The following is a 25,490-nucleotide window of genomic DNA, read 5'->3' on the forward strand; positions in this document are numbered from 1 at the left end:
GACCTCAGCCTTCCTGCAGTGCGGGCGGGCCGCCGGGGGCGTCGGCCCGCAGGACCGGGCCCCCCTCGAGGACGGCGTGCACGATCAGCCGCTCCCGCGCGGAGTACCGCGGGTGGCACGTCGTGAGGGTCAGGTAGGCGCCCGACGGCGGCACCTCGGGTGCGGCCGTGGGGGTGGGGGAGATCACCGAGACGTCGCTGGGGGAGACGATCTGCTGCCCGGGCACCGGACCGCCCCCGAAGTCGCCCGTCGCCGGGTCGCCGAGCACCCGGTAGACGTACCAGGCGTCCGAGGTCTCGACGACGATCGGATCGCCGGGACGCAACTGGTCGAGGTCGAGGAACGGCGAGCCGCGGCCGACGCGGTGCCCGGCGACGGCGAAGTTGCCCTGCTCGCCCGGCAGCGCCGTGCCGACGTAGTGCCCGGGGCCCTGGGCGAGCTCGTCGGCGCCGGTGCCCTCGACGATGGCCCGGTTCCAGCCGGCGCCCAGCCCCGGGACGTGCAGGAAGGCGAACGGCTCCCCGACCTCGGGCGTGATCGGCGCCGGCGTCGCGCCGTCCCACTCCTCGCGCAGCTCGTCGCTGAGCTCCTCCTGCGCCTGCCCGGCGAGGAGATCGGTGACGTACAGCTCGTAGACGACGAACAGCAGCAGCACGAAGCCGACGGTGAGCAGGAGCTGGCCGAGCCCGCGCAGGCCGGTACGCAGGGCGTCCGCACCACGGCTCACCCGGCAAGCACCTCGGCCAGGTCGTAGCGGACCGGCACGTCGAGCTGGTCGTAGGTGCAGCTGCGCGGCTCCCGGTCGGGCCGCCAGCGCAGGAACTGCCCGGTGTGGCGCAGCCGCCGTCCCTCCAGCTGGTCGTACTTGATCTCCACCACCAGCTCGGGCCGCAGCGGCACCCAGGAGAGGTCCTTCCCGGAGTTCCACCGGCTCTGCGCGCCGGGCATCCGGTGCTCGCCGTCGGCGCCCGTCTGCGCGTTCGCCCAGTCCTGCCAGGGATGCCCGTCGAGCGCCTCGGCCCGGTAGGGCGCCAGCTCCTCGACCAGCTCCGCGCGCCGCGCCATCGGAAACGACGCGGCGACCCCGATGTGCTGCAGGTCGCCGTCGGCGTTGTAGAGGCCCAGCAGCAGCGAGCCGACGATCGGGCCGCTCTTGTGCCAGCGGAAGCCGGCGACCACGCAGTCGGCGGTGCGCACGTGCTTCACCTTCGTCATGAGCCGCTGGTCGGGGCCGTAGGGCAGGTCCGCGGCCTTGGCGACGACGCCGTCGAGCCCGGCGCCCTCGAACTGCTCGAACCAGCGCTGTGCGGTCTCCGGGTCCCGGGTGATCGCGGTGGTGTGCACCCGGTCGGTGGCCCGGACGACCTCCGTCAGCCGCGCCCGGCGCCGCTCGAAGGGCTGCTCCATCAGCGACTCGTCGCCCACGGCGAGCAGGTCGAAGGCGACGAAGGTCGCCGGCGTCTGCTCGGCCAGCAGGGCGACCCGGCTGGCGGCGGGATGGATGCGCTGCAGCAGCGCCTCGAAGTGCAGCCGGTCCCCGGCCGGGACGACGATCTCGCCGTCGACCACGCAGCGCTCCGGGAGCGCAGCCTTCACCGCCTCGACGACCTCGGGGAAGTAGCGGGTCAGGGGCCGCTCGTTGCGGCTGCCGAGCTCCACCTCGTCGCCGTCGCGGAAGACGATGCAGCGGAAGCCGTCCCACTTGGGCTCGTAGAACAGCCCGTCCGCGGTGGGCAGCTTCGTGGCCGCCTTCGCCAGCATCGGCTTGACCGGCGGCAGCACGGGCAGGTCCATGCGGTCAGTCAAGCAGCCGGGCCAGGGGTGGGGGGACAGGCACCGACGGGCGCGCCGCGCCCACCATCACCGTGAGCCGCTCGTCGCGCACCGGCGCCCGCCGCTCGTCGCGCACCGGTGCCCCGCCGTCCTCGCGCACCGGCGCCATGACCACCGTGCGGGCGTCGTCCGCGTCGACCCCCGGGTCGCTCCGGGCCGGCTCCGTGGCCGGGGCGTCGTCGTCCGTCCGCTTGCCCGGATGGACGGCGAGCAGGCCGCAGACCAGCACCACGAGCACGCCGACGCCCTTGGGCGAGTGCAGGATCGCGACCAGCCGGCCGATCTCGGGCACCGCGAACCACAGCCGGCCCTGCACGGCCGACGCCGGCACCGGGGCCCGGTCGGGGTCCTCGTTCGCGTCGCCCTGGGTGGTGAACACGGGCGTGCCGGTGGAGCTGTCGACGGCGATGACGCGGTGGGTGACGCGGACCGTGGGGTCGGACGGGTGCCCGAAGGTGATGACGTCCCCGACCCCGATCTCCGCCGGGTCGACCTGCCGCGTGAACACCATCCCGCCCACCGGCAGGCCTGGGGTCATGCTCCCGGAGAGGACGGCGAGCGACTGCCCGCCGGTCACCACCGGGTAGAGCGCGACACCCAGGGCGCAGCCGGTGCCGGCGAGCAGGACCAGGCCGAGGACCCACGCGACGACCGTCCGCAGGGCGCGGACGGGGGCGGGGGAGGGCACGCTCGAAAGTCTCGCGGGCGGACGGGCACGCGACATCATCGATTCTGACGATGTGGGGCGGTACCCGCGGGCCGGAACATCCTCGGTGTGCACCGCGCCCTGGCTCTCACCGCTGTCGCGGGAACGGCTGTCGTGGGGGCGCTGCTCCCCGTCGGCCCCGCCGCGGCCCAGGACGGTCTGGCCCCGGGGTCGACGCAGATCCTCTCGATCGCCCTCGACCGGAGCGGGTGGAACGACGAGACCCCGGACGGCATCACGGTCGGCGTGACCGACCTCGTGCAGCTCGAGCACGGGTGCCTGGCGCCGGAGACGGCCGCCGGCGACACCGCGTGCGACGACGACGAGGGCGACCTCGCCGCGCAGCTGCTGACGACCGTGGCCGCCGGCGTGCTGGAGGGCGGCGACTGCCGGGCGCTCGGCGACCCGACCCCCCTCGCCCTCCTGGACCCGACGCCCGTCGCGCTGAGCGCCGCGGACTGGGCCGGCGTCGACTGCCTGAGGGTGCAGCTGACCTTCGCCGACCGCGCCGACAACAACCTGGCGCAGTCCGACGCCGTCACCTTCTCGCTCGGGACGACCGCGTGGGCGGACGTGCCGCCGGTGGTGGATCCCCCCACCGGGAACGCACCGACCGGCAACGCACCGACGGGCAACGCACCGACCGGCAACGCACCGACCGGCAACGCACCGACCGGCAACGCACCGTCGGGGAACGCGGCGACCGGCGGCCGGCCCGCGGGCGGTGCGGCCGCAGCGCTGCCGGGCGGCGCGGGCCGGGCCGCTACGGGGAACGGGCCCGGGACGGGCGCCGGGGCTCCCGCGGACACGGCACCGGGGACCGACGGCGGCGCCGCGCCGGGGCCGGTGGCCGGGACGGACGGCGGCAAGGTGCTCGGCCGGACCGACGCCTCGGTCACCATCGGGAACGGCGTGGCGGTGGCCCCCCGGGCCGCGACCTCCTCGTTCGTCGCCCAGGCGATGGCCTGGGGCGGCGTCTTCGTGGGGGCCCTCGTCATCGGCTGGGCCCTCTTCCTCCTCGCGCGCCGGCGGCGCCGGACGGAGCGCACGGCATGAGGCAGCAGACGCAGTGGGCACTCGGCGGTGTCCTCGCCGGCACGGTGCTGCTCGGGGTGACCGGAACTCTCGCCGTCTTCAGCGACACCGAGTCGGCGAGCGCCGACGTGGGGGCGCGCGCGCTCGATCTCCTGGTGACGGCGGACCTCCACGACGACGGCTCGGGGCGCATCGGCCCGCTGGCCCAGCACACTGTCTCGCTGCAGGCATCGGTCGGCGCCGGCAGCGCCGGCGTCCTGACCCTGTCGATCGAGGACGGGCCCGCCGACTGTGCGGACCTCCCCCCGGTGCAGCTGTCGATCACGGCCGCGTCGCTGAGCTCTCCGGTGGCCGTCTCGGCGTGCTCCCTGCGGACGACGCCGCTGCCGATCGGGCGGCTCGACGCGGGCACGCCCGCGGTGACGGTCGTCGTCGGCATGATCGGCCGCACGGCTGGCGCGAAGGGGCCGGCCTCGTGGGACGGCGAGCTGCGGCTCGCCCTCGCCCAGGACGGTGGCGGGTTCACCGACACCGAGGTGGTCCCCGTGCACGTGGTCGGGCCGCCCGGTCAGGCGGTCTCGCCGCTGCCCGGCACGCCGCCCGCTCCGCCGACCCAGCCCGTCACCCCGGTGGGTCCGGGGAACGGCAACTCGAACGGCAACGGCAACGGTGGCGGGAACGGCAACGGCAACGGACGGCCCTGACCGGATCAGCTGACCGGTAGATCGCTCCGCCGGTCCAGCCAGCCGGCCTGCCGGGCCAGGGCGACGGCCTGGAGCTGCGAGGACACCTGCAGCTTGCTCAGCACGGCACGGATCTGCGTGCGCACCGTGGCCTCGCTGACGTGCGCGGTCGAGGCGATGGTGGCCGCGGGCAGCCCCTCGGCCATGCAGCGCAGCACCTCGTCCTCGCGCGGGGTGAGCGAGCGGAACGGCGCCAGCCGGGCGTCCTCGTCGGCGCGGGCGCGACGGGCGGCCGCGAGGAGGTCCTGCCGGCGCCCCTCGCCGAGGACCCGCTCGCCCGCGTGCACCGCCCGGACGAGCGGGACGAGGTCGTCGAGGGCCGTCTCCTTGGCCACGACGGTGACGGCGCCGCGCTCGACGGCGGTACCCCACACGTCGTCCCCGACCTCCCCGGTGACGACGACGACCCGGCAACCGGCGGCGGTGACCGGCCCGACGAGGTCCAGGCCGTCGATCGGTTCGCCGTCCGGGTCGAACCCGAGGCGCAGGTCGAGCAGGACGGTGGCCGGGGCGGCGGCCGCGCAGGCGGCCACGACGGCGGCGGAGGAGCTCGGCAGGACCCGGTCGGCCGGCAGGCCTGCGGCGGCGAGGCCGAGCTGCAGCGCCTGGGCGAACAGCGAGTGGTCGTCGACCAGCAGCACGGGCCGGCTCACGGCAGGGCGGGGGTCAGGGGGAGGACGGCGGCGTCGGCGGCCGGGCGCGGGCGCGGGATCCGGGCCGGCGCGGGCGCAGCCGCGGTCTCGGCGGCGGTGACGGGCAGGGTCAGGACGAAGCGGCAGCCCACGGGGGCGTCGACCGCGACCAGGTCGCCGCCGTGGCGCCGGGCCAGGTCCCGGGAGATGGCCAGCCCGAGCCCCTCGCCGGGGCTGGCGGTGCCCCGCTCGCCGGCCTCGAAGGCGGCCGCGCGCCGTGCCGCGGGCAGGCCGGGGCCGTCGTCGGCGACGGTGACGGTGAGCCGCTCGCCCACCTCGACGGTCACCGAGCACTGGGCCCCGGGCGCGTGTATCAGGGCGTTGCCCAGCAGGTTGCCGACGATCACGGCGAGGGCGTCGCCGTCGAGGCGCACGGGAGCGGCGCCGGTCGGGTTCCAGCGGACGCGCAGGCCGCGCTCGCGGTGGCTGACGACCTGGGGGCGGACCAGCCGGTCCAGGTCGACGCTGCTCACCCGGGGGGCACGGTCGGGCAGCCGGAGCAGGCGCTCCACGCGCGCGAGCTCGGCCGACATCGAGTCCTCGAGCTCGGTGCGGGCCGGACCGGCGACGTGCCGGATCGCGGACCCGGCCGCGCGGACGCCGGCGACGGCGGCGCGGGCGTCGTGCAGGCAGGCGCGGGCCTGCTGGAGCTGGCGCTCGTGGCCGGCGAGCTGCTCGAGCAGACCGGCGACGTAGCGCTCCTGGCCGGCCAGGGCGTCGGTCAGCCGGCGGAGGGCGGACAGGACGGCGACGACGGCGGCGGCGACGTACGCGAGGTCGGTGACCGTGCGCACCGTGAGGGCGGCGGCGGGGAACGCCGCCGGGACCATCGCCAGGGCCGTGAGCGCCGAGAGGATCCCGGCGATCGCGGCCAGCTCCTGGGCCGCCCGCCGGTGGCCGGAGCTCAGCTGGTCGCTGCGCCACGCGGCGACAGCGGTGGCGCCCCACAGCAGGGACATGGCCAGGCAGGCGGCCGCGAGGCCGGGGCGCGCCAGGGCGGGGAGGACGGAACCGAGCCCCATCACCGCGGAGCCGGCGAGCGTGGCTCCGAGCAGGGCGAGGGCGGTCGGCCGGCGTCGGGTGCCCGCGCCGGGAAAGGCCCGCAGGACGGCGACGGCGGCCACGGCGCAGACGGCGATCCCGATCGTCGACCCCACCGCGGGCCAGCGGTCGTCGAGGACGGCGTGCGTCACCGTGGTCGCGGGCCGGTGCAGGCCGACCAGGAGGAGCCCGACGCCGAGCTGGCCGGTCGTCTCGTTCCCGGTGACGCGCCAGCGCAGCAGGAAGGCGCAGCCGGCGGCCAGGAACCCGAGGGTGCCGAGCAGGGCCATGACCGCGTGTCGCGCGTCGTGGCCGGCCAGGACCAGGAGCGAGACGGCGATCGCGGCGGCGGTGAGCCGGCCGGAACCGATGCGCCGGCCGATGCTCCGCAGCGTCGCCGGTGCGGTGGTGGTGCTGGTCGTGCTGGTCATGCGTGGACCCCCCGTGGTCGTCGCGGGAGAGCAGACCACGGAGGAGTGACTACAGCGTTGTACTGCCGGCCGCTGGCGAGGTGGGAGCGGCGGGCGGGTCGGCTGGGACGGACGAGGCGACGGGGGACCGCAATCAACAGTTCTGACGATGTCGCCGGTAGGGGTCGCGCCGGAGTCTCGTATCCAGTTCGCCGCGGCGTTGCGCCCGGCGCGAGATCCGTCGATCGACGGGGACATCGACAGGGAGACCCACCGTGAAGAAGATCGCCATCGCCTCCGCCGCCATGGGCGGCGCCGCCCTCATCGCCTTCGGCGCGAGCGGCACCTTCGCCGCGTTCAGCGACAGCGAGAGCCTCCGTGGCGAGGCCGGCGCCGCCACCCTCGACCTCGTGGTCGGAGACGGCGGGGTCCCCGTCGCCGAGGAGGCGCAGAACATGGCGCCCGGGGACACGGTCACCTTCCCCTACTTCGTGCAGAACGCCGGCGACCTCGACGGGTACTTCGGCGGGAAGATCGACCTCACCGACTACGAGCACGGCTGCTCCGGCGACGAGTGGGACGAGGGCGACACCTGTGGCGAGGCCGGTGACCCGGGTGAGTTCTCCCGCGCCGCCGTCTACAGCGTCAGCTACATCACGGGTGGGACCGCCGAGCAGTGCGAGGACGCCACCAGCGGGTCCCCGATCCTGACCGACGTCCAGATCCCGGCGGACGCTCCGAACACGCTGACCGTTCCGGCGATCGTGCCGGTCCCCGCCAACTTCAGCGTCTGTGTCGTCATCGAGGTGACGCTGCCCCACACGGTGGACAACACCGTGCAGGGTGACTCGGCTGCGCTCGACGTCCTGCTGTGGCTCGACCAGGTCTCCGCCGCGCGCTGATCTGTCGCCGCCGAGGGCGGTCCGGGGTCTCCCCGGGCCGCCCTCGCGGCGTTCCCGCCCGGGCTGTCCGCGGGGTGCCGCGGTGTGGTGGCGAGCGCCGCGACACAGCGCGGCAGCGGCTGCGACCCGGCGGCACCGGCGGCCGCGGGTGCCGCCCGGCGAGGGCCCCCGTGTGGTCGCGGCTCGGGTCGTCGGCGACCATGACCTGTCGGGCCGCAGTGGCAGGGGACGAGCAGGGGAGCGGTGCGTGCAGCCGGGCCGGACCACGATCGCCGACCGCTACGAACTGCGGTCCCTGCTGGCGACCGGCGGCATGGGCCAGGTGTGGCGGGCGCACGACACCCGCCTCGGCCGCGACGTCGCCGTGAAGGTGCTGCGCAGCGAGTACACCGGTGACCCGTCGTTCCTCGCCCGGTTCCGCGCCGAGGCCCGGCACACCGCCGTCCTGAGCCACCCGCACATCGCCACGCTGCACGACTACGGCGAGGTCCCGGTGGGCCCCGGGTCGCCCGAGCACCTGGCCTACCTGGTCATGGAGCTCGTCGAGGGCGAGTCGCTGTCGCAGCTGCTGCGCCGCGAGGGGCGGCTGGACCCCGCCCGCACCGCCTCGGTGCTCCGGCAGACCGCCGCCGGGCTCGGGGCCGCCCACGCCCTGGGCGTCGTGCACCGCGACGTGAAGCCGGGCAACGTCCTGGTCGCCCGCGACGGCACCTGCAAGCTCACCGACTTCGGCATCGCGTCGTCGGCGGCGAGCGTGCCGCTCACCGGGACCGGCCAGATCATCGGCACCGCCCACTACCTCTCACCCGAGCAGGCGCAGGGGGCGCCGGCCACGCCCGCCAGCGACGTCTACGCCCTCGGGCTGGTCGGGTACGAGCTGCTCGCCGGACGGCGCGCCTTCGTCGCCGAGAACTCCGTGCAGGTCGCGCTGCAGCAGATCAACGAGACTCCGCCGCCCCTGCCGGCGGACGTGCCCGACGACCTCCGCGACCTCCTCGCCCGCGCGCTGGACAAGGACCCGGCCCGGCGCTTCCGGGACGGCGCCGCCTTCGCCGCCGCCGTCGACGCCCTCCTGGCCGGCCGGGCCCCGGAGGTCGCCGCGGGGGCGACGACCGCCGTCCTGCGCCCCGGCCCGAGCACCGCTCCGCCGGTGACCCGCGTGCTACCCGTCGCGGCAGCGGCGGCGGCCGCCCATCCGCCGGCCGCTCACCCCGCTCACCCCGCGCACCCGGGGCCCGTGCCCGCCGGGCCGTGGCCGGGTACCCCGCGGCCCACCCGCCGCTCGCGCCGCGGTCTCGTCGCCGGGCTGCTCGCGCTCGTGCTCCTCGCCGCCGTGGCCGTCGTCCTCGTGGTGTCCCTGTCCGGCGGGGACGACCCGGCGTCCGGCGCGGGCGGTCCGACCGCGGCCTCGTCATCGGCCGCCGATCCGACCGGTGCGCCGGACACCAGCACCCCGACGACTCCGACGTCGCAGGCGCCGCCACCGATCGAGGTGAGGGCGCAGGACCACGTCGGTCGCCCGGTCGCCGACGTCGCGGCCGACCTGACCGCCCTGGGGCTGACCGTGCAGCTGCGGCCGGTCACGACGGCGGACGCGGCCGACGGCGAGGTGCTGGCCGTCGCCCCGGTGGGCGAGCTGGCCCGCGGCGACGTCGTCACGCTGACCCACGCCGTCGCCCCGCCGCCTCCTCCGGACGACGACGGGAACGGCAACGGCAACAACGGGAACGGCAACGGCAACAGCGGGAACGGCAACGGCAACGGCAACGGGAACGGGAACGGCGGGGATGACGACTGACGGCGGGAACGGCGGCACCCGTGTCCCGGTGACCCTCGGGCACTGCGCCCACGTCCGCGGCCCCTTCTTCCACGGGACGCGGGCCGCACTCCGGGCCGGCGACGAGCTGGTCCCCGGCCACGGCTCCCACTTCCAGGAGGGCCGGGTCCTCCGTCACGTCTACTTCACCGCGCGCGTGGAGACCGCGGTCTGGGGAGCGGAGCTGGCGACGGCGCTGGCCGGCACCGGGGAGCGGGGGCGGATCTACGAGGTGGAGCCGACGGGCCCGTTCGAGGACGACCCGAACGTCACCGACAAGCGCTTCCCGGGCAACCCCACGGAGTCCTACCGGACCCGCGCCGCGCTGCGGGTCGTCGGCGAGATCGAGGAGTGGGAGGGCCACTCCCCGGAGGTCCTGCAGGGGATGCTCGACACCCTGGCGCGGCTGCGCGCGTCCGGCGAGGACGTCATCCTCGACTGAGGGAGCGCCGCCCGCCGTGGGACGTTCCCGCGCCGAACGCCGTCGACCCCCGATTGCGGGTGTTCCTCGGCATAGCGGGCGCTGCACGACCCGCAATGCCCGGGCAACACCGGCAATGCCGGCGCGGGCGACCGGCAACGCCCCCCGCGCCGAGCCGGAAGGGCTCAGCCGCCGAGCGCGTAGCGCGTGAACAGGACGCCGTCGGACTCCAGCAGCTGCGTCAGCCGCGGCCGCGCCGGCTCCGCGAGCGCCCACGGCAGCAGCCGCGACTCGCCGCCGACCAGCGCGGGCGCGATGGTCAGGTCCAGCTCGTCGACGCACCCCGCCGCCAGGGCCGCGGCGAACAGCGCAGGCCCGCCCTCGCAGAGGACCTGCTCCAGCCCGCGCTCGGCCAGCCGGTCCAGCGCCAGCGGCAGGTCCACCTCGTCCTCCCCGCAGACCAGCACGGTCACGCCGACGTCGGCGAGGGCCGCGCGCCGGCCGGCATCCGAGGCCGCGCACGTGACCAGGAACGTGGAGTCGACGGCCAGCCGGTCGCCCGGGGCCAGCGACACCTGCCGCGAGACCACCGCGATCGGCGCCGTCGCCGGGCGCCCCAGCGCGGTGCGCAGCGCGCCCACCGCGGAGTCCGCGGCCACCGGCCGGTAGCCCTCCGCGGTCGCCGTCCCGGCGCCGACGAGCACGACGTCGGCCAGGGCGCGCAGCGTGCGGAACACCCGCTTGTCGCCGGGGGAGCCCAGCCCCCCGCTGCGGCCCTCGATCGCGATCGCACCGTCGAGCGAGCCGACGAAGTTCACCCGCATCGCCCGGCCGGCGGGGAGCCGGTAGGCGTCGGCGAGGGCGGCGTCGGAGGCGAGGTCGGAGGCCGTGTCGGAGCCGGGGTCGGGGACCGGCAGGAGGCGGCGCACGTCAGGTCGTGGTGAGCACGGCGGCGCTCTCGGCCGGCAGCGTCACGGTCTCGGCGTCCAGCCCGGGCAGCTCACCGGTCGCGAACAGGACCTCGCCCGCCGGCCGGTCCAGGTCGATCTCCTGCGCGCGTTCGGCGAGGTTGACCACCACCCGCAGCGTCCCGCGGTGCACGACCAGCCACCGGTCGGCGTCGTCCCAGCTGACCGCCGTGGCCGACAGGTCGGCGTCGACCAGTTCGGGGTGCGCGCGGCGCAGGGCCAGCAGGGCCCGGTGCACCGCGAGCAGGCGTTCGTGCGGCTCGCGGTCGAGCTCGCTCCAGTCCAGTTTCGAGCGGGCGAACGTCTCGGGGTCCTGCGGATCGGGGACCACCGCGGCGTCCCACCCGTGCTCGGCGAACTCGCCGATGCGCCCCTCGGCCGTGGCCCGGCCGAGCTCCGGCTCGGGATGGCTGGTGAAGAACTGCCATGGGGTCGCCGCGCCCCACTCCTCGCCCATGAACAGCATCGGCGTGAAGGGGCTGGTGAGCGTGATGGTCGCGCCCACGGCGAGCAGGGCGGGGGAGAGCGACGCCGAGATCCGGTCGCCCACCGCGCGGTTGCCGATCTGGTCGTGGTCCTGCAGGTAGGCGAGGAACTTCCAGCCGGGCAGCGCCGCGGTGTCCACCGGCCGGCCGTGGTGCCGGCGGCGGAAGCTCGACCAGGCGCCGTCGTGGAAGAACGCGCCGGTCAGCACCTTCGCCAGGCCGGCCAGCCCGGCCTCGGCGAAGTCGCCGTAGTAGCCCTGGCCCTCGCCGGTCAGCGTCGCGTGCAGCGCGTGGTGGAAGTCGTCGCTCCACTGGGCGGTCAGCCCCAGGCCGCCGGCCACCCGCGGCGTCACCATCCGCGGGTCGTTGAGGTCGCTCTCGGCGATCAGCGTCAGCGGTCGGCCGACGGCCACCGACAGCTTGTCCACCTCCTGCGCCATCTCCTCGAGCACGTGGGTCGCGCGCTCGTCGACCAGCGCGTGGACGGCGTCCAGCCGCAGCCCGTCGACGTGCAGATCGCGCAGCCACATGAGCGCGTTGTCGATGATGTAGCGGCGCACCTCGTCGGAGTCGGGCCCCGACAGGTTGATCGAGTTGCCCCACGTGTTGGCGCCGCCCTCGGCGAAGACGGGGAAGAACAGCGGCAGGTAGTTCCCCGAGGGGCCCAGGTGGTTGTAGACGACGTCCTGGATCACGCCGAGCCCGCGCTGATGGCACGCGTCGACGAACCGCTGGTAGCCCGCCGGGCCGCCGTACTCCTCCTGGACCGCATACCAGGCGACGCCGTCGTAGCCCCAGTTGTGCGTGCCGTTGAAGCCGTTGACGGGCAGCAGCTCCACGAAGTCCACGCCCAGGTCGACCAGGTGGTCCAGCCGGGCGACGGCGGCGTCGAGCGTGCCCTCGGGGGTGAACGTGCCCACGTGCAGCTCGTAGACGACGCCGCCGGCGAGCGGGCGCCCGGTCCACGCGCCGTCGGCCCACGCGTGGGACGAGGGGACGTAGCGCCGGGAGAGCCCGTGCACGCCCGCGGGCTGGCGGTGCGAGCGCGGGTCCGGCCGGGGCGTGCCGTCGTCGTCCAGCAGGAAGCCGTAGTCGGCCTCCGGCGCCGCCGCCACCGTCGCGCGCCACCAGCCGTCGTCGTCGCGCTGCATGTCGTGCACGGCGCCGTCGACCTGGACGCGCACCCGCGAGGGGATCGGCGCCCAGACGGCGAACTCGACGGGCTCGGACATGCGGGCGCCTCCAGCGGCGGGGTCGGTCGTCGTGGTGATCATGCCGGTTCGGCGGTGGTGTCAGGCGCGGACGAGCAGGGCGACCGGCAGGCGGGCGAGCAGGCTGTCGGCGGGGAGGCCGCCCGCGTCGGAGACCAGCCGCTCGCCGGTGAGCAGGTCCCGCCAGGCGCCCGTGGGCAGCGCGAGGGCGGTGTCCCCCCAGCCGGAGGCGGCGAGCGCGACCGGCAGCCGGGTCGCCACGGCGACGGCCCCGCCCCGGTCGAAGGCGACCAGGTGCTGCGCGGCCGGGCCGGTCGCGGTCACCGGCGCGTACCCGGTGAACAGCTCGGGGGAGTCGCGCCGGGCCCGCAGCGCGCGGGAGACGACCAGGAGCTTGGCCGCACCGGTCTCGTCGACCTCCGGGATCCAGCCCTCGTCCAGCCGCGCCAGCAGCCGGCGGCGGAGGTCGTAGTCGACCGGACGCCGGTTGTCCGGGTCCACGAGCGAGTGGTCCCACAGCTCGGTGCCCTGGTAGACGTCCGGGACGCCGGGCATGGTCAGCTGGAGGAGCTTCTGCGCCAGGGAGTTCGACCAGCCGGCGCCGGCGATGCGCGCGACGAACGCGTCGAGCTCCGCCCGGGTGCGCTCGTCGTCGAACGCCGCGTCGACCATCGACCGCAGCCGGCCCTCGAACTCCTCGTCCTGGTCGGTCCAGGTGGTGGACAGCCCGGCCTCCCGCGCCGCCTTCTCCGCGAACGCGTGCGCCCGCTCCCGCGACAGCGGCCAGGCCCCCACCAGGTTCTGCCACACCAGGTGCGCCAGCGGCCGGTCGGGGAGCGGATGGCGCGCCAGCAGCCCGCGCACGAGGCCGGCCCAGTCGGTCGGCAGCTCGGCCAGGACGGCGAGCCGCGCCCGGACGTCCTCGCTGCGCTTGGTGTCGTGCGTGGACAGCGTCGTCATCGCCTGCGGCTTGACCTCCTGCCGCCGGGCCTGCGCCGCGTGGAACTCCTCGACGGTGGTGCCGAACCGGGAGGGATCGCCGCCCACCTCGTTGAGCATCACGAACCGGGCCCACCGGTAGTAGGCGCTGTCCTCGACGCCCTTGGCCATGACCGGCCCGCTGGTCTGCTCGAACCGGGTGGCCGCCTCGGTGCCCGCCGTGGCCAGCACCGGGTGCAGCGCGTCGAGGGCGGCGGTGAGGTCCGGCCGCCGGTCGCGCACGGCGGCGACGGTGGCGTCCAGGTGCTGGCGGCCGTCGGGCAGGTAGCTGCGGTAGACGTCGAAGGAGGCGAGCAGCTCGGCCAGCGCCTCGGTCCGCTGCTCGGCGTCGATGCCGGGCAGCTCCCCGACGACGCGCACCAGCCGGGCCACCTCCGAGCCGAGGATGCCGTCGGTGACCTCGCGCTTGCAGTCGTGCACGAGCCGGGCGTAGTCGACCGGCGCCCCGGTCAGCTCGGTGTCCAGCGCGGTCATCGCCGCCTCGCCGGCCGGGTCGACCAGCACCTGGTCGACCTCGGTCAGGGCGTCGTAGCCGGTGGTGCCGGCGGTGGCCCAGCCCTCGGGCAGGTCCTCGCCGGGCTCGAGGATCTTCTCCACGACCGTCCAGCGCCCGCCGGACAGCGCGGCCAGCCGCTCCAGGTAGCCCCGGGGGTCGGCCAGCCCGTCGGGGTGGTCGATCCGCAGCCCGTCGACGGCGCCGTCGGCCACGAGTTCCTGCACGAGCGCGTGGGTGGCCGCGAAGACGTCCGGGTCCTCGGCGCGCAGCCCGGCGAGGGTGTTGATCGCGAAGAACCGCCGGTAGTTGAGCTCCGCGTCGGCGCGGCGCCAGTCCACCAGCTCGTAGTGCTGGCGGGCGTGCACCTCCTGCGGGGTGCCGCCCTCGGTGCCGGGCGCCAGCGGGAAGCGGTTGTCGTAGTAGCGCAGCTCGCCGTCCACCACGTCCAGCTTGTCGACGTCGTCGGCCGACCCGAGGACCGGGATCCGCACCTTTCCGCCGCCGAACTCCCAGTCGATGTCGAACGCGTCGGCATGGGCGCTGCCGCGGCCGTGCCGCAGCACGTCCCACCACCAGGGCGCCTCGGCGGGGTCGGCGATGCCCATGTGGTTGGGCACCAGGTCCAGCACCAGCCCGAGGCCGCGCTCGTGCAGGGCCGCCACGAACCGGTCGAACGCCGCCCGACCGCCGCGCGCCTCGTCGATGTGGGCGTGGTCGACGGTGTCGTAGCCGTGCGTGCTCCCCGCGGCCGAGCGCAGCAGCGGCGAGGAGTAGGCGTGGCTCACCCCCAGCGCCGCGAGGTGGTCGACGACGGCGGCCGCGTCGTCCAGCGGGAAGTCGGCGGTCACCTGCAGCCGGTAGGTCGCCGTCGGGACGGCGCGGCGGTCCCGCGGTGCCGTGTCCTGCCCCGTTGCCCCCGTTGCCCCCGTTGCCCCCGTTGCCCCCGTGGCCCCCGTGGGCTCGCTCATGCCGCGGCCTGGAGCACGATCGTCGCCCGTGCCTGCACGGTCACCGTCTCGCCGGCCTTCACCGCCACCGGCTCGACCTCGCCCATCTCGGCGGTGTCGATCACGACCGTCCAGCCCTCGGCGTACTCCGCCGGCGGCACGGTGTACTCGATCGGCTCGTGGTGGGCGTTGAACGCCAGGTAGAAGCAGTCGTCGACGACGTCCTCGCCGCGCTCGTCGGTCTCCCGGATGCCGTGCCCGTTGAGGTACATGGCCAGCGACTTCGCGAAGCCGACGTCCCAGTCCTCGTCCTCCATGACGTCGCCGCCGGGGGTGAACCAGGCGATGTCCTGCACCGGGTCGCCCTCCGCCCGGCGCACCGGACGGCCGTGGAAGAACCGGCGACGACGGAACGTGGGGTGCTCGGTCCGCAGCCGGGTCAGCTTCTTGGTGAACTCCAGCAGGCCGTCGTCGACCGACGACCAGTCGATCCAGGTCAGCTCCGAGTCCTGGCAGTAGCCGTTGTTGTTGCCGTTCTGCGTGCGGCCCAGCTCGTCGCCGTGCAGCAGCATCGGCACGCCCTGGCTGAGCATCAGCGTGACCAGGAAGTTGCGCTGCTGGCGGGCGCGCAGGGCGAGGATCTCGGGGTCGTCGGTGGGGCCCTCGACGCCGTGGTTCCACCCGCGGTTGTGGCTCTCGCCGTCGTTGTTGTCCTCGCCGTTGGCCTCGTTGTGCTTCTCGTTGTAGGAGACGAGGTCGCGCATCGTGAAGCCGTCGTGCGCGGTGACGAAGTTGATGCTGGCGACCGGCCGGCGGCCCGAGTGCTTGTAGAGGTCGGCCGAGCCGGAGATGCGCTCGGCGAACTCGCCGATCGTCGCGTCCTCGCCCCGCCAGAAGTCGCGCACGGTGTCGCGGTACTTGCCGTTCCACTCGGTCCACAGCGCGGGAAAGTTGCCCACCTGGTAGCCGCCGTCGCCCACGTCCCACGGCTCGGCGATGAGCTTGACCTGGCTGACCACCGGGTCCTGGTGCACCAGGTCGAAGAACGCCGACAGCCGGTCCACCTCGTGGAACTGGCGGGCGAGGGAGGAGGCCAGGTCGAAGCGGAACCCGTCGACGTGCATCTCGGTCACCCAGTACCGCAGCGAGTCCATGATCAGCTGCAGCGACTGCGGATGGCGGACGTTGAGCGAGTTCCCGGTGCCCGTGGTGTCCATGTAGTACTGCTCGTCGCCCTCGACGAGCCGGTAGTACGCCTGGTTGTCGATGCCCCGGAACGACAGCGTCGGGCCCATGTGGTTGCCCTCGGCCGTGTGGTTGTAGACGACGTCGAGGATGACCTCGATGCCCGCCTCGTGCAGGGCCCGGACCATGCCCTTGAACTCCTGCACCTGCTGGCCGTCGCCGTGCTGAGCGTACTCGTTGTGCGGGGCGAAGAAGCCGATGGTGTTGTAGCCCCAGTAGTTGCGCAGGCCCTTCTGGACCAGGGTGTCGTCCTGCACGAACTGGTGCACCGGCATCAGCTCGATCGCGGTCACCCCGAGCTCCTGCAGGTGCTCGATCACCGCCGGGTGGGCGATGCCGGCGTACGTGCCGCGCAGTTCCTCGGGCACCCGGGGATGGGTCATCGTCAGGCCCTTCACGTGGGCCTCGTAGATGACCGTCTTGTTGTAGGGGGTCCGCGGCGGCCGGTCCACGCCCCAGTCGAAGAACGGGTTGACGACGACGGACTTCGGCATGTGCGGAGCCGAGTCGTCGTCGTTGCGGTCACCGGAGTCGAAGCGGTAGCCGAAGCAGGCCTCGTCCCAGTCGATCGAGCCGTCGATCGCCTTGGCGTAGGGGTCCAGCAGCAGCTTGTTCGGGTTGCAGCGGTGCCCGTGCTCCGGGTCGTGCGGGCCGTACACGCGGAAGCCGTAGCGCTGGCCGGGCTGGATGCCGGGGAGGAAGGCGTGCCAGACGTAGCCGTCCATCTCGGGGAGCCGGATCCGCTCCTCGTTGCCCGCGTCGTCGAACAGGCACAGTTCGACCTTCTCGGCGACCTCGCTGAACACGGCGAAGTTGGTGCCGGTGCCGTCGTAGGTCGCGCCCAACGGGTACGCGCTGCCGGGCCACACCTGGGTCATGGAACGCCGTCCTCCTGCGATGTGCCCCCGCAGTCCGGGGGCCGATGGCCCCCCGCCGAGGCCGTCGGCGGGGAGTCGGTGCGTACTGCTCCGGGTCCCGGTTGCCCGCGCCGGTGGTCCACCACACCTGCGCCGGGTGTCGGAAGGGACACGTTCCGCGGCGCTCCCGCGGGGCCTGCGGAGGGGCCGGACGCTCGCCGGAGCGGCAGACGACGACGCCCCCCGCGGCGGGGCCGAGGGGGGCGTCGTGCGCAGAAGGGGCGGTCCCGCCGGGGTCCGACCTCGCCCGGGGGACCCGGGTGGCGCTGGTCCCCGGCCGGGACCGCTCCTGCGCGCGGGACACTATCGGGCGAGGCGCCCGTTGACGAGCACCGACTGTGTGCCGTCTCTCGGTCAGGTCCCACCCGGCCCGGACGTCGCAGGGACGCCGTCCTGTCACACCCCCGTCGTACCGTCGTCCGCGTGCGAGCGAAGACAGACCTCAAGCGGCCCACCCGGGGGCGCTTCCGCGTCGTCAGCGACTTCGAGCCCTCGGGTGACCAGCCGGCCGCGATCAAGGCGCTGGCCGAGCGGGTGAACGCGGGGGAGGAGAACGTCGTCCTCCTCGGCGCCACCGGCACGGGCAAGTCGGCGACCACCGCGTGGCTCGTCGAGCAGGTGCAGCGCCCCACGCTGGTGATGGCGCCGAACAAGACCCTCGCCGCGCAGCTGGCCAACGAGTTCCGCGAGCTGTTCCCCGACAACGCGGTCGAGTACTTCGTCAGCTACTACGACTACTACCAGCCCGAGGCCTACGTCCCGCAGACGGACACCTACATCGAGAAGGACTCCTCGATCAACGAGGAGGTCGAGCGGCTGCGGCACTCCGCGACCAACAGCCTCTTCACCCGGCGCGACGTCATCGTGGTCGCCACGGTCTCCTGCATCTACGGCCTGGGCACGCCGGAGGAGTACGTCGAGCGGGCGCTGAAGATCAAGGTGGGCGAGGAGCGCGACCGGGACGACCTGCTGCGCACGCTGGTCACTGAGCAGTACACCCGCAACGACCTCTCCTTCACCCGCGGCACGTTCCGGGTCCGGGGCGACACCATCGAGGTGTTCCCCGTGTACGAGGAGCTCGCCGTCCGGATCGAGATGTTCGGCGACGAGGTGGAGCGGCTGTACTACCTGCACCCGCTCACCGGCGAGGTCGTGCGTGAGGTCGACGAGCTGTTCGTGTTCCCCGCCACGCACTACGCGGCCGGCCCGGAGCGGATGGAGCGGGCCATCGGCTCCATCGAGGCCGAGCTCGAGCAGCGGCTGGGGGAGCTGGAGCGGCAGGGCAAGCTGCTGGAGGCGCAGCGGCTGCGCATGCGCACCACCTACGACATCGAGATGATGCGGCAGGTCGGCTTCTGCTCCGGCATCGAGAACTACTCGCGGCACATCGACGGCCGCGCACCCGGCTCGGCCGGCTCGTGCCTGCTCGACTACTTCCCGGACGACTACCTGCTGGTCATCGACGAGTCGCACGTCACCGTGCCGCAGATCGGCGGCATGTACGAGGGCGACATGAGCCGCAAGCGCACCCTCGTGGAGCACGGCTTCCGGCTCCCCTCGGCGATGGACAACCGGCCGCTGAAGTGGGAGGAGTTCACCGAGCGCATCGGGCAGGTCGTCTACCTCTCGGCGACGCCGGGGAAGTACGAGCTCGGCCGCACCGGCGGCGAGTTCGTGGAGCAGGTCATCCGGCCCACGGGGCTGGTCGACCCGGAGGTCGTGGTCAAGCCGACCAAGGGCCAGATCGACGACCTCGTGCACGAGATCCGGCTCCGGACGGAGAAGGACGAGCGGGTGCTGGTCACCACGCTGACCAAGAAGATGGCCGAGGACCTCACCGACTACCTGCTCGAGCTCGGCATCAAGGTCCGCTACCTGCACTCGGAGGTCGACACGCTCCGCCGCGTCGAGCTGCTGCGGGAGCTGCGGCAGGGCGAGTACGACGTGCTGATCGGCATCAACCTGCTGCGCGAGGGGCTCGACCTCCCGGAGGTCTCGCTCGTCGCCATCCTCGACGCCGACAAGGAGGGCTTCCTCCGCTCGGGCACCTCGCTCATCCAGACCATCGGCCGGGCGGCGCGCAACGTGTCCGGCGAGGTGCACATGTACGCCGACAAGATCACCCCGTCGATGGCCCAGGCCATCGACGAGACCAACCGGCGGCGCGAGAAGCAGGTCGCCTACAACACCGAGCGCGGCATCGACCCGCAGCCGTTGCGGAAGAAGATCGTCGACATCCTCGACGGCATCTACCGCGAGGCCGAGGACGGCACCGCCGGGGAGCTGCTGGGCGGCTCGGGCCGGCAGCAGTCCCGTGGGAAGTCGCCCGTGCCGGGCCTGTCGTCGAAGGCGAAGGCGAAGGCCGGCTCCATCGACGTGCAGGGCCTCCCGCGCAACGAGCTGGCCGACCTCATCACGCAGCTCAACGAGCAGATGCTCGCCGCCGCCCGGGAGCTGCAGTTCGAGGTGGCCGCCCGGCTGCGCGACGAGCTGCAGGAGCTGAAGAAGGAGCTGCGCCAGCTCGACGCGGCGCACGCCTGAGCGGGGAAGTCCCCAGCAGTTGATCATCGGCGTCTGGCTGCGTTCGCCGGCGCGTCGGGCAGCCACCTGCCGATGATCGACGACGTCGTGAGGAGTCGAGCGTGGACCGTGCGGAGCTGGCCGCGTACTGCCTGAGCAAGCCGGGCGCCGAGGAGACCTATCCCTGGGGTGACGTCGACCTGGTCGTCAAGGTCGGCGGCAAGGCGTTCGCATTCCTCGGGCCGGAGACCGTCGGGGTGAAGTGCGGCCGGGACGCCGCCGAGGCGTCCGAGTGGCGCGACCGGTACCCGGGTGCGATCACCGTGAGCTCCTACATCGGCCGCTACGGCTGGAACGCCGTGGACTTCTCGGGTCCGGTGCCCGCGGACGAGGTCCGGGAGCTCGTCGACGGCTCCTACGACGCGATCGTCGCGGCCCTGCCGAAGAGCAAGCGGCCGAGCTGACCACTCGCACCACCCGGCCGGGAACTCCGCGCCATCCGGCCGGGAACTCTCCGGGACGCCGCGGCGTTTACCCCCTCGAGACCGCCTGACGCGACGGCCATGTCGTCACGCCCTCGGGCAGGTCTCACGTGGAGGGGAGTATCCCTGCGCGGCAGTGTCGTCAACACGAGGTCCCATGGCCTCCGGCGCTGCCGGTCGCTCCGACGAGGAGCGGCGGGAGAGACCTCCGGTACCGACACCTGCATGTCGACCGGAGGAGACCCCTGTGGACGTCCCGTTCTGGATCTGGGCGCTGACTATCGCCGCGATCCTGGCCATGATCGCCTTCGATTTCGTCGGCCACGTCCGGACACCGCACGCGCCGACGCTGCGCGAGTCGGCCACCTGGTCAGCCGTCTACGTGGGCCTCGCCGTCCTGTTCGGCCTCGGCGTGCTGTGGTTCGCCGGGCCCGAGTACGGCGGCGAGTACTTCGCCGGGTACATCACCGAGAAGAGCCTCTCGGTGGACAACCTCTTCGTCTTCGTGCTGATCATGGCGAGCTTCGCGGTGCCCCGGGAGCTGCAGCAGAAGGTGCTGCTGTTCGGCATCGCGTTCGCCCTCGTGCTGCGCACCGTCTTCATCCTCGTCGGCGCCGCCGCCATCGAGAACTTCAGCTGGGTCTTCTACCTCTTCGGCGCGATCCTGCTCTACACGGCGTACATGCAGGCCACCAGCGGCGGGAAGCCCGAGGACCACTACGAGGAGAACGGCATCCTGCGCCTCGTCCGGCGCATCGTGCCGACCACGCAGGACTACCACTCCGACCGGCTCGTGACGCGGATCCTCGGCAAGCGCCACATCACCCCGCTGATGATCGCGCTGCTCGCGATCGGCAGCGCCGACGTCCTGTTCGCCGTCGACTCGATCCCGGCCATCTTCGGGCTGACCCAGGAGACCTACCTGGTGTTCGCCGCCAACGCCTTCTCCCTGCTCGGCCTGCGGCAGCTGTTCTTCCTCATCGACGGGCTGCTCGACCGGCTGGTGTACCTGGCCTACGGCCTCGCCGTGATCCTCGGCTTCATCGGGGCGAAGCTCGTCATCCACGCGCTGCACACCAACGAGCTGTCGTTCATCAACGGGGGCGAGCACGTCACGGTCGTCCCGGAGATTCCGACCTGGCTGTCGCTGGCGGTCATCCTGGTGACCCTGCTGGTCACCACGGTCGCCAGCCTGGCCCGGTCCCGCCGGGACGAGCGGGCCGCCGCAGCCGTACCGACGGCCGCCGAGCCCGCGTCCGCCGGGACCACGGCCGCCGTCGCCGTCGAGGCCGGCGAGCGGTCCGGCGCGGCGCACGCGACGTCGTCCGGGCGCGGGCCGGACGGACCGGCGCCGGCGTCGTGAGCGACGCGACACGGCCGAACCGGGCCGATACTGTGCGATCTGCTCCGAGACCCATGTCCGGGCCGGAGATCGGAGCGGGTCATCGAGACCCAGTCGAGGAGGACCGAACGTGAGCGTCAGTCTGTCCAAGGGTGGCAACGTCTCCCTGAGCAAGGAGGCCCCGGGCCTGACGGCCGTGCTCGTGGGGCTGGGCTGGGACGCCCGGTCGACGACCGGTGCCGACTTCGACCTCGACGCCTCGGCGCTGATGGTCGGTGCGGACGGCCGGATCCTGTCCGACAGCCACTTCGTCTTCTTCAACAACCTGACCAGCCCCGACGGCTCCGTGGAGCACACCGGTGACAACCTCACCGGTGAGGGCGAGGGCGACGACGAGCAGATCAAGGTCAACCTCGCCGGCGTCCCCGCCGAGTGCGACAAGATCGTCTTCCCGGTGAGCATCTACGACGCCGAGTCCCGCGGGCAGAGCTTCGGCCAGGTGCGCAACGCCTTCATCCGCGTGGTGAACCAGGCCGGTGGCGCCGAGATCACCCGCTACGACCTCTCCGAGGACGCCTCCACCGAGACCGCCATGATCTTCGGCGAGCTCTACCGGAACGCCGGCGAGTGGAAGTTCCGCGCCGTCGGTCAGGGCTACGCTTCAGGTCTGGGTGGCATCGCGAAGGACTTCGGCGTCAACGTCGGCTGACCGTCGTCCGGGCGCCGCGGCTGATGCCGGTACCCGTCCTCTCGGGTCCCGCCTCCGCGGCGCCCTGTCCGTTGCACGCTGAACAGCAAGGAACAACGTGATCCTGCGAACCTTCGGCTGGTCCTTCGGGGTCACTGTCGCCAGCCTCGTCGTGGCTTTCATCTACGGAAGCTGGGAGGCGTTCCTCCTCTGCGTCATCCTCGGTGTGCTCGAGGTGTCCCTGTCGTTCGACAACGCCGTGGTCAACGCCAAGGTGCTCGAGCGGATGAGCGAGTTCTGGCAGAAGATCTTCCTCACCATCGGCATCCTGATCGCCGTCTTCGGCATGCGGCTGGTATTCCCGCTGCTCATCGTGGGCATCACCGCGAACCTCGGCCCGCTCGAGGCGGTCGACCTCGCGCTCGAGGGCGGCGAGATCGACGAGCCGGGTACCTACGCCTACCTGCTCGACCAGGCGCACCCGCTCATCGCCTCCTTCGGTGGCATGTTCCTGCTGATGCTGTTCCTCGACTGGCTGTTCGAGGAGCGCGACATCACCTGGCTGAGCTGGCTGGAGCGCCCGCTCGCGCGGATCGGCAAGCTGGATGCGCTGGCCGTCATCGTCGCCGCCGTCGCGCTCGTGCTGGCCGCCGAGTTCCTCGCGGCCGAGGACGAGCGGGCCTCCGTGCTGATGTCGGGTCTCCTGGGCCTGATCACCTACCTCGCCGTCAACGGTCTGGGCAATCTGTTCGAGTCCAGCGGGATCGCCGACGAGGGCACGACCGAGGACGGCGACGAGACCCCCCGCCTGCCTGCCGGCAGCATCGAGGGAGGCGGAGTCGCGACGACGACCCGCAGCGGCCCCACCCAGCTCGCCAAGGCCACCGGCAAGGCCGGGTTCTTCCTGTTCCTCTACCTCGAGGTCCTCGACGCGTCGTTCAGCTTCGACGGCGTCATCGGTGCCTTCGCGATCACGTCCGACCCGATCATCATCGCCCTCGGGCTCGGGTTCATCGGCGCGATGTTCGTCCGGTCGATCACGGTCTACCTGGTGCGCCAGGGGACGCTCGCCGAGTACGTGTACCTGGAGCACGGCGCGCACTGGGCCATCGGCGCCCTCGCGGCGATCCTGCTGCTGAGCCTCGAGTGGCACATCCCCGAGCTGATCACCGGCCTCATCGGGGTCGTGTTCATCGGTGCCGCGTTCATCAACTCCCTCATCCGGCGCCGCCGCGGCGACGTCCACGACGTCCACGTCGGGGAGACGGCCGAACCCGAGCGGGTCTGACGAGTCCACCGACCGACACCGCCACACGCCCTACGACGAGGAGGCCGAACCGGCATGGGGATCGACTACACGAAGCGGCCGTCCAGCAGTGGGGGCGACGCGAATCAGTCGCCGCCCGCCACCCCGCCGCCGGCGGCCGGGTGGCCGCCGCCCGCGGCGCCCCCCGCACCGGCGGGGCCGGTGAACCTGGGCAAGGTGACGCTCACGAAGAGCGCGCCGAGCGTGTCGCTCACCAAGAGCGGCGCCGCCGGCGGCGAGCTGAGGGTCAACCTCAACTGGAACGCGAGGCCTGCGCAGCAGTCGGGCGGTGGCGGTGGCGGGTTCTTCAAGCGGATGGCGGCCGCGACGCAGGGCGGCGGCAGCATCGATCTGGACCTGGGGTGCCTCTACGAGTTCACCGACGGGTCCAAGGGCGTCGTCCAGGCGCTCGGGCGGTCCTTCACCTCGCGCAACGCCGGGACACCGATCATCACGCTCGACGGCGACGACCGGTCGGGCACCAACAGCGGCGGCGAGAACCTCCGCATCGACCTGAACCGGCTCGCGGAGATCCGCCGGATCATCGTGTTCGCCTTCATCTACGAGGGCGTGCCGAACTGGGCCGCGGCCGACGGCGTGGTGACCCTGTTCCCGGCCGTCGGCGGCCCGATCGAGGTGCGCCTGGACGAGGCGGACCCGCGGGCCCCGCTCTGCGCCATCGCGCTGCTCACCAACAGCGGCAACGACCTGACGGTGAACCGCGAGGTCCGGTACATCCACGGCGGGCAGGACGTGCTCGACCAGGCCTACGGCTGGGGCATGAAGTGGGGTGCCGGCCGCAAGTGAGCCCTGCGCCCACCACGCTCACCCCCGGCGGCAACGTCGGCCTCGCCCAGGCGGGGTTGTCCGGCGAGATCGTCGTCACGCTGACCTGGCAGCCTCTGCCCGGCACCGACATGGACCTGTCGGCGCTGCTGTGCGGGGCCGGCGGCACGGTCCGCAGCGACGACGACTTCGTCTTCTACAACCAGCCGGTCGGAGGCGACGGCGCCGTCCGGCACCTGGGCAAGTCCCAGCGGGGCTCTGGCACGGTCGACCAGTTGCGCATCGACCCGGCGCGGGTCCCGGCCGACGTCGACAAGGTCGTCATCGGCGCCTCGCTCGACGGGCCCGGCACGTTCGGCGCGCTGAGCGGCCTGGCGGTGGAGGTGGCCGCGGCGGCGGACGCGCCGGCCGCCGTGCGGTGCGACCTGACCGCGGGTCCGGAGACGGCGCTGGTGTTCGCCGAGGTGTACCGGCGCAACGGCGAGTGGAAGGTCCGGGCGATCGGCCAGGGCTACCGCAACGGGCTCGCGGGGCTGGCCACCGACTACGGCGTCACGGTCGACGAGCCGTCGGCCGCGCCCGCACCGGCCCCGGCTCCTGCCCCGACGTCCGCGCAGGGCTGGGCGCCGCCCGCCGGCCCGCCCATCGACGCGCCGCCGCCGGTCGCGGCGCCCGCCGCAGCCGGGGCGCCGACAGCGGCCGGCGCGCCGCCGATCAGCCTGGAGAAGAAGCGCCTGGTCGACCTCGAGAAGAAGCTCGAGCACCAGGCGCCGCAGATGCTGTCGCTGGTCAAGACGGCCGGGGTGAGCCTGCAGAAGCGCGGCCTGGCCGAGCACACGGCGCGGGTGGCCCTGGTCCTGGACATCTCCGGGTCGATGAGCGGCCTCTTCCGGTCCGGCGCGGTGCAGCGGCTGTGCGAGCGCGTCCTGGCGCTGGGCCTGCGGTTCGACGACGACGGCGTCGTCGACGTCTTCCTGTTCGGCAAGGAGGTGCACCAGCCCGAGGGCCTGCGGCTGGAGGGACACCAGCAGTACATCGCCGACCTCACCCGGCGGCACAAGCTGGAGTACGACACCCGCTACGGCGCGGCGATGTCCGCCGTCCGTCGGCACTACTTCGGCACCAGCCAGGAGCGCACGGAGCCGCTGCCCGCCCAGGTGCCGGTGTACGTCATGTTCCTGACCGACGGCGCCCCGAGCGACAAGGCGGTCGCGACGAAGCAGATCCGGGCCGCCTCCTACGAGCCGGTGTTCTGGCAGTTCATGGGAATCGGCTCGCCGAAGCAGTTCAGCTACCTGCAGCGGCTGGACGACCTGGACAACCGCTACACCGACAACGCCGACTTCTTCTCGGTCAGCGAGTCCGACCTCCTCGGGCGCAGCGCGATCAGCGACGACGCGCTGTTCGACCGGCTGATGAACGAGTACCCCGGCTGGCTCCAGCGGGCCCGGGCGCAGCAACTCCTGGTGCCGTAGGGGCGGTCCGCGCGTCCGGCGCGG

21 protein-coding genes are annotated in these 25,490 nt (G+C 73.5%); 12 read left to right on the plus strand and 9 right to left on the minus strand.

The features are described 5' to 3' along the window. Positions 1-4 precede the first annotated feature (4 nt). Genes BMY88_RS00865 through BMY88_RS00875 form a run of 3 tightly spaced genes read right to left on the minus strand, consistent with a single transcriptional unit; the run spans position 5 to position 2,521 of the window. On the minus strand, positions 5-727 hold the full coding sequence (locus tag BMY88_RS00865) for a class E sortase (RefSeq protein WP_211435407.1): 723 nt from the start codon (positions 725-727) through the stop codon (positions 5-7). Further along, positions 724-1,794: an ATP-dependent DNA ligase gene (locus BMY88_RS00870; RefSeq protein ID WP_091939176.1), complete on the minus strand. Its 1,071-nt coding sequence runs from the start codon at positions 1,792-1,794 to the stop codon at positions 724-726. The genes BMY88_RS00865 and BMY88_RS00870 overlap by 4 nt, the downstream gene beginning before the upstream one ends. Positions 1,795-1,798: 4 nt before the next feature. Then, positions 1,799-2,521, minus strand: a complete 723-nt coding sequence (locus BMY88_RS00875; RefSeq protein WP_170860903.1) for a signal peptidase I — start codon at positions 2,519-2,521, stop codon at positions 1,799-1,801. A 132-nt stretch (positions 2,522-2,653) separates the two neighbouring features. Here BMY88_RS00875 and BMY88_RS00880 point away from each other — a divergent pair, with 132 nt between their 5' ends. Together BMY88_RS00880 and BMY88_RS00885 are read left to right on the plus strand one after the other, a co-directional pair. Continuing rightward, the gene (locus tag BMY88_RS00880) at positions 2,654-3,595 is read left to right on the plus strand and encodes a hypothetical protein (RefSeq protein WP_091939180.1); all 942 of its coding nucleotides are present in this window, start codon (positions 2,654-2,656) and stop codon (positions 3,593-3,595) included. Next, the gene (locus tag BMY88_RS00885) at positions 3,592-4,278 is read left to right on the plus strand and encodes a SipW-dependent-type signal peptide-containing protein (RefSeq protein WP_091939183.1); all 687 of its coding nucleotides are present in this window, start codon (positions 3,592-3,594) and stop codon (positions 4,276-4,278) included. Before BMY88_RS00880 ends, BMY88_RS00885 begins: the two co-directional genes overlap by 4 nt. Before the next feature lie 5 nt (positions 4,279-4,283). Here BMY88_RS00885 and BMY88_RS00890 read toward each other — a convergent pair whose 3' ends face one another. Together BMY88_RS00890 and BMY88_RS00895 are read right to left on the minus strand one after the other, a co-directional pair. After that, the gene (locus tag BMY88_RS00890; RefSeq protein WP_139220366.1) at positions 4,284-4,970 is read right to left on the minus strand and encodes a response regulator transcription factor; all 687 of its coding nucleotides are present in this window, start codon (positions 4,968-4,970) and stop codon (positions 4,284-4,286) included. Next, a complete protein-coding gene (locus tag BMY88_RS00895) occupies positions 4,967-6,481 on the minus strand; it encodes a sensor histidine kinase (protein ID WP_139220367.1) in 1,515 nt (504 codons plus the stop codon). The genes BMY88_RS00890 and BMY88_RS00895 overlap by 4 nt, the downstream gene beginning before the upstream one ends. 254 nt (positions 6,482-6,735) lie before the next feature. Here BMY88_RS00895 and BMY88_RS00900 point away from each other — a divergent pair, with 254 nt between their 5' ends. The 3 genes from BMY88_RS00900 to arr all read left to right on the plus strand — a co-directional run bounded on the left by BMY88_RS00900 (position 6,736) and on the right by arr (position 9,620). Then, on the plus strand, positions 6,736-7,362 hold the full coding sequence (locus BMY88_RS00900) for a TasA family protein (RefSeq protein WP_091939189.1): 627 nt from the start codon (positions 6,736-6,738) through the stop codon (positions 7,360-7,362). A 247-nt stretch (positions 7,363-7,609) separates the two neighbouring features. Next, on the plus strand, positions 7,610-9,160 hold the full coding sequence (locus BMY88_RS00905) for a serine/threonine-protein kinase (RefSeq protein ID WP_244524384.1): 1,551 nt from the start codon (positions 7,610-7,612) through the stop codon (positions 9,158-9,160). Further along, positions 9,150-9,620, plus strand: a complete 471-nt coding sequence (gene arr, locus BMY88_RS00910) for an NAD(+)--rifampin ADP-ribosyltransferase (RefSeq protein WP_091939194.1) — start codon at positions 9,150-9,152, stop codon at positions 9,618-9,620. Before BMY88_RS00905 ends, arr begins: the two co-directional genes overlap by 11 nt. Before the next feature lie 164 nt (positions 9,621-9,784). Here arr and BMY88_RS00915 read toward each other — a convergent pair whose 3' ends face one another. Genes BMY88_RS00915 through glgX form a run of 4 tightly spaced genes read right to left on the minus strand, consistent with a single transcriptional unit; the run spans position 9,785 to position 16,828 of the window. Further along, entirely contained in the window at positions 9,785-10,528 is a 744-nt protein-coding gene (locus BMY88_RS00915; protein WP_170860904.1) for a dihydrofolate reductase family protein, read from the minus strand. 1 nt (position 10,529) lies between these two features. Beyond that, positions 10,530-12,284, minus strand: a complete 1,755-nt coding sequence (treZ, locus tag BMY88_RS00920; protein WP_091939915.1) for a malto-oligosyltrehalose trehalohydrolase — start codon at positions 12,282-12,284, stop codon at positions 10,530-10,532. A 60-nt stretch (positions 12,285-12,344) separates the two neighbouring features. Further along, positions 12,345-14,726, minus strand: coding sequence for a malto-oligosyltrehalose synthase (gene treY / locus BMY88_RS00925; RefSeq protein WP_091939196.1), 2,382 nt, complete (start codon positions 14,724-14,726; stop codon positions 12,345-12,347). Next, entirely contained in the window at positions 14,723-16,828 is a 2,106-nt protein-coding gene (gene glgX, locus BMY88_RS00930; protein WP_091939200.1) for a glycogen debranching protein GlgX, read from the minus strand. The genes treY and glgX overlap by 4 nt, the downstream gene beginning before the upstream one ends. A gap of 462 nt (positions 16,829-17,290) precedes the next feature. On the opposite strand from glgX, the gene uvrB reads away from it, so the two are divergent. The 7 genes from uvrB to BMY88_RS23175 all read left to right on the plus strand — a co-directional run bounded on the left by uvrB (position 17,291) and on the right by BMY88_RS23175 (position 25,466). Continuing rightward, positions 17,291-19,408 (plus strand): excinuclease ABC subunit UvrB, encoded by a 2,118-nt coding sequence (gene uvrB / locus BMY88_RS00935; RefSeq protein WP_091939202.1) that lies wholly within the window; start codon positions 17,291-17,293, stop codon positions 19,406-19,408. Between the two features lie 101 nt (positions 19,409-19,509). After that, positions 19,510-19,851 (plus strand): MmcQ/YjbR family DNA-binding protein, encoded by a 342-nt coding sequence (locus BMY88_RS00940; protein ID WP_091939204.1) that lies wholly within the window; start codon positions 19,510-19,512, stop codon positions 19,849-19,851. 265 nt (positions 19,852-20,116) lie between these two features. Next, complete coding sequence (locus BMY88_RS00945) at positions 20,117-21,232, plus strand: TerC family protein (protein ID WP_091939206.1); 1,116 nt, start codon at positions 20,117-20,119, stop codon at positions 21,230-21,232. A 109-nt stretch (positions 21,233-21,341) separates the two neighbouring features. After that, positions 21,342-21,920 carry a TerD family protein gene (locus BMY88_RS00950; protein WP_091939209.1) on the plus strand — a complete coding sequence of 193 codons (579 nt, stop codon included), beginning with the start codon at positions 21,342-21,344 and terminating at the stop codon, positions 21,918-21,920. Positions 21,921-22,017: 97 nt separating this feature from the next. Further along, entirely contained in the window at positions 22,018-23,187 is a 1,170-nt protein-coding gene (locus tag BMY88_RS00955; RefSeq protein WP_091939211.1) for a DUF475 domain-containing protein, read from the plus strand. 54 nt (positions 23,188-23,241) lie between these two features. Further along, positions 23,242-24,012, plus strand: coding sequence for a TerD family protein (locus BMY88_RS00960; protein ID WP_091939214.1), 771 nt, complete (start codon positions 23,242-23,244; stop codon positions 24,010-24,012). After that, the gene (locus BMY88_RS23175; RefSeq protein WP_170860905.1) at positions 24,009-25,466 is read left to right on the plus strand and encodes a VWA domain-containing protein; all 1,458 of its coding nucleotides are present in this window, start codon (positions 24,009-24,011) and stop codon (positions 25,464-25,466) included. Before BMY88_RS00960 ends, BMY88_RS23175 begins: the two co-directional genes overlap by 4 nt. The last annotated feature ends 24 nt before the right edge of the window (positions 25,467-25,490 follow it).

The sequence above is a fragment of the Trujillonella endophytica genome (assembly GCF_900110555.1).
GTDB classification, from domain to species: Bacteria; Actinomycetota; Actinomycetes; order Mycobacteriales; family Geodermatophilaceae; genus Trujillonella; species Trujillonella endophytica.